The 2,661-nt window shown below is 43.1% G+C and carries 4 protein-coding genes; 3 read left to right on the top strand and 1 reads right to left on the bottom strand.

Translation table 11 applies throughout. The features are described from left to right. Positions 1-196 precede the first annotated feature (196 nt). Together AB4238_RS09395 and AB4238_RS09390 are read left to right on the top strand one after the other, a co-directional pair. Entirely contained in the window at positions 197-373 is a 177-nt protein-coding gene (locus AB4238_RS09395) for a hypothetical protein (RefSeq protein ID WP_372033163.1), read from the top strand. A 95-nt stretch (positions 374-468) separates the two neighbouring features. Next, the gene (locus AB4238_RS09390) at positions 469-912 is read left to right on the top strand and encodes a dCMP deaminase family protein (protein WP_220739390.1); all 444 of its coding nucleotides are present in this window, start codon (positions 469-471) and stop codon (positions 910-912) included. Positions 913-1,035: 123 nt separating this feature from the next. Here the strand turns inward: AB4238_RS09390 and AB4238_RS09385 are convergent, their stop codons facing one another. Further along, positions 1,036-1,701 carry an SDR family oxidoreductase gene (locus AB4238_RS09385; RefSeq protein ID WP_372033162.1) on the bottom strand — a complete coding sequence of 222 codons (666 nt, stop codon included), beginning with the start codon at positions 1,699-1,701 and terminating at the stop codon, positions 1,036-1,038. A gap of 582 nt (positions 1,702-2,283) precedes the next feature. On the opposite strand from AB4238_RS09385, the gene AB4238_RS09380 reads away from it, so the two are divergent. Continuing rightward, positions 2,284-2,550, top strand: coding sequence for a RebB family R body protein (locus tag AB4238_RS09380; protein WP_372033161.1), 267 nt, complete (start codon positions 2,284-2,286; stop codon positions 2,548-2,550). The last annotated feature ends 111 nt before the right edge of the window (positions 2,551-2,661 follow it).

The raw sequence follows: 2,661 nt of genomic DNA, 5'->3' as shown, positions 1-2,661 counted from the left end.
ATCGATTAGACCAGAATAGTACGCCCTCATAACGGTCTCAATAATCGTATATTAAACACTATTGATTAAGACAAATTCTGGCATCCTCTTATGAAAGTCTTTGTTTACGTTATATTATTCGACCCAAAATCATGGAATGAATATAATACAACTCCATTAAAGTGCAGGTAAATTAGAACTTAGAGACAAGGTAATTATGTTTCTGCGAAAATCAATCCTATTAATGGCGGTTCTAGCGACTCTTACACCATTTTTAGCTTCTGCTGTGGCAATGACCACCGCGCCAAAAGCAACATCGCAATACACCATCAACACTAACAAGCCCCTGTCTAACGTCGGTATTCACCCAATAAACATCGATTATCTAAAGTAGCTTGGCTATAGGTTGCTTTATCATTGTTCTCCGTAGAGAATAGCGGCTAGTTAGAGTGGTTTATTCAATCGTATAGATTTAGGAGTGCTTGATAGATGATGACAAAATGGGCGACACGATTTTTACAAATGGCCGAACTCGTTGCATCTTGGAGTAAGGATCCCTCTACTCAAGTAGGCGCAGTGATCACCGAAAATAACCGCATAGTCTCTTTAGGGTTCAATGGTTACCCACATGGGGTCTCCGACAGCGCTGAAACCGACAACCGCGAGATGAAACTACTCAAGACATTGCATGCAGAAGAGAACGCAATACTCTATGCCAAACGAGATCTTAGTGGTTGTGAGATCTGGGTGACTCATTTCCCCTGCCCTAACTGCGCAGCCAAGATCATCCAAACAGGATTAAGCACAGTGCACAGCCCTCAACCAAGCCAAGACTTCCTGTCTCGTTGGGGCGAAAAGATTAAAATAAGCCAAGATATGTTCGACCAAGCTGGCGTAACCGTTGACTGGATGCAGGTAGAAGATACTGAGTAAAAAGAGTATTCAGCTAACGGTATGATACCGGGATTTCGACATCTTTCAGCAAAAGCCGTCCATATATGGATGGCTTTTTGTTACTTCAACATAAAGCCGCGATGAGCTTTATGTGTGCAATACTTACCAAGGCAAGATTTGGCCATTGGAATGCCTAAATACACCAGACTGATTCATATCAAGTTGTTCGATTAAACCGACAATACGGCTAGCAGACTCATTAGCAGAAATATCTCCACCATGATTGACCATATCCGTTTGCACATAACCTGGATGATAAATTCCCACAGCCACCTCTTTAGGGGCTAAGTCATGACTCAATGACATTGAAGCTGCATTTAACGCCGCTTTAGACATCCGATAACCGTAACGACCGCCGGAAGTATTATCTTCAATGGAGCCCATTCTCGAGGTGATCATCGCCACTTTAGCGCCGTGAGTCAGTTGGTTTTGTAATGCCTCAACGACACGCAGTGGCGCCACGGCATTGACTTCAAACTGAGCACGAATAGTATCAAGGTTTAGATTAGCTAAGCTCTCATCACGCAATATACCTGCATTACAGATCAACAGATCAATGTCGGCATTCGCTAAGGCCTGCTTCATGTTGGCAATCCCCGTATCGGTTGCCACATCAATACCGGTCACGACCTTAACGTTTAATGCCGCTAACTCTGCTGAAGAGTGGCGACATAATGCAAAAACATTTTGACCTTGAGCAGAGTATAGACTGGCTAGCGCCAAACCAATACCACGGTTAGCACCAGTAATAACAACAGTGTGAGACATGTTTGCTCCTGCAAGCTAAATAGAAGAGTTGAAAATCGCATTATAGCGTTAGTTGTACAGCCAGCACTTACACTATTCCACTATTGGCGCACTGAATTAGATTCCTGGAACAATTTAGTGCTAGCAAAAGACAGGCTAAACCATTGTTATTTAATAATTGACTCAGAGTCCAACAATATTCCGTGCGTCTGGGAGACGTTTGCTATCTATTCTAAAACATCGACTGCCCCTTAAAATATAGTGATGTCCACTTTCCAACCAGTGGCCTGTAGCAACTATCTTTATAAATTGAGCTAGATAGCACAGTCTAACCCTGTTGATTCCCCATAAGGGAAGGATATCGTAAGGTAATTCTAAATACATCTCGTTAATGTGGTCACACGTAATAATTTAGCGTCGTAGTTAGACGACTAGATAGATGGCCATTTTATATAGAGGCCGTCTGATGCACAGCAGTGATGATGAGTCCATACTTTAAAAAAAGAGGCTTGTTATCGCCTTTAAGCTCTCAAAAACATCATAATACTCAAGTAAGCTTACGGCTATTAAGCCACTCGAATTAACGGATCAGAGGAATAACATATGGCATTCCCAACAGCAGTTAACAATCAAATCACCGACTCGGTTACACAGGTTAATACCAAAGTACTTGGCGATTCACCCGCCGTGGCAACGGGCAACTTTATGCTCGCGACCAGCCAAGCGCTTTCTAACGCGGCTCATAACGCAACACCGGCTCAGCAAAGCAATGGCATTACAACTCAAGCGGCATTAGTAACAGGCCTGAATACTATGTTCACCATAGATCCAGCTTCTGCTGCTGTCAGGTCAGCGATAAATTATCGTTAAGCTAGCTGCCTCTGCCGACACGATGGATAAAAGCCGAGTAATACCAATTGCATTAGAAGTTTGACCATTCAGCGGCAATTCAAAACGCTGCGGGCAAGTAGTGGGATTTGA

The organism is Shewanella sp. 10N.286.45.A1 (assembly GCF_041470405.1).
In the GTDB taxonomy this organism is placed as follows: domain Bacteria; phylum Pseudomonadota; class Gammaproteobacteria; order Enterobacterales; family Shewanellaceae; genus Shewanella.
This window is presented reverse-complemented; position numbering and strand designations above follow the sequence as displayed.

What these genes read in the sequence shown, in the direction of transcription:
- AB4238_RS09390 (WP_220739390.1), top strand. Translation starts at nt 469, where the DNA reads ATGATGACAAAATGGGCGACACGATTTTTACAAATGGCCGAACTCGTT.
- AB4238_RS09395 (WP_372033163.1), top strand. Translation starts at nt 197, where the DNA reads ATGTTTCTGCGAAAATCAATCCTATTAATGGCGGTTCTAGCGACTCTT.
- AB4238_RS09385 (WP_372033162.1), bottom strand. Translation starts at nt 1,701, where the DNA reads ATGTCTCACACTGTTGTTATTACTGGTGCTAACCGTGGTATTGGTTTG.
- AB4238_RS09380 (WP_372033161.1), top strand. Translation starts at nt 2,284, where the DNA reads ATGGCATTCCCAACAGCAGTTAACAATCAAATCACCGACTCGGTTACA.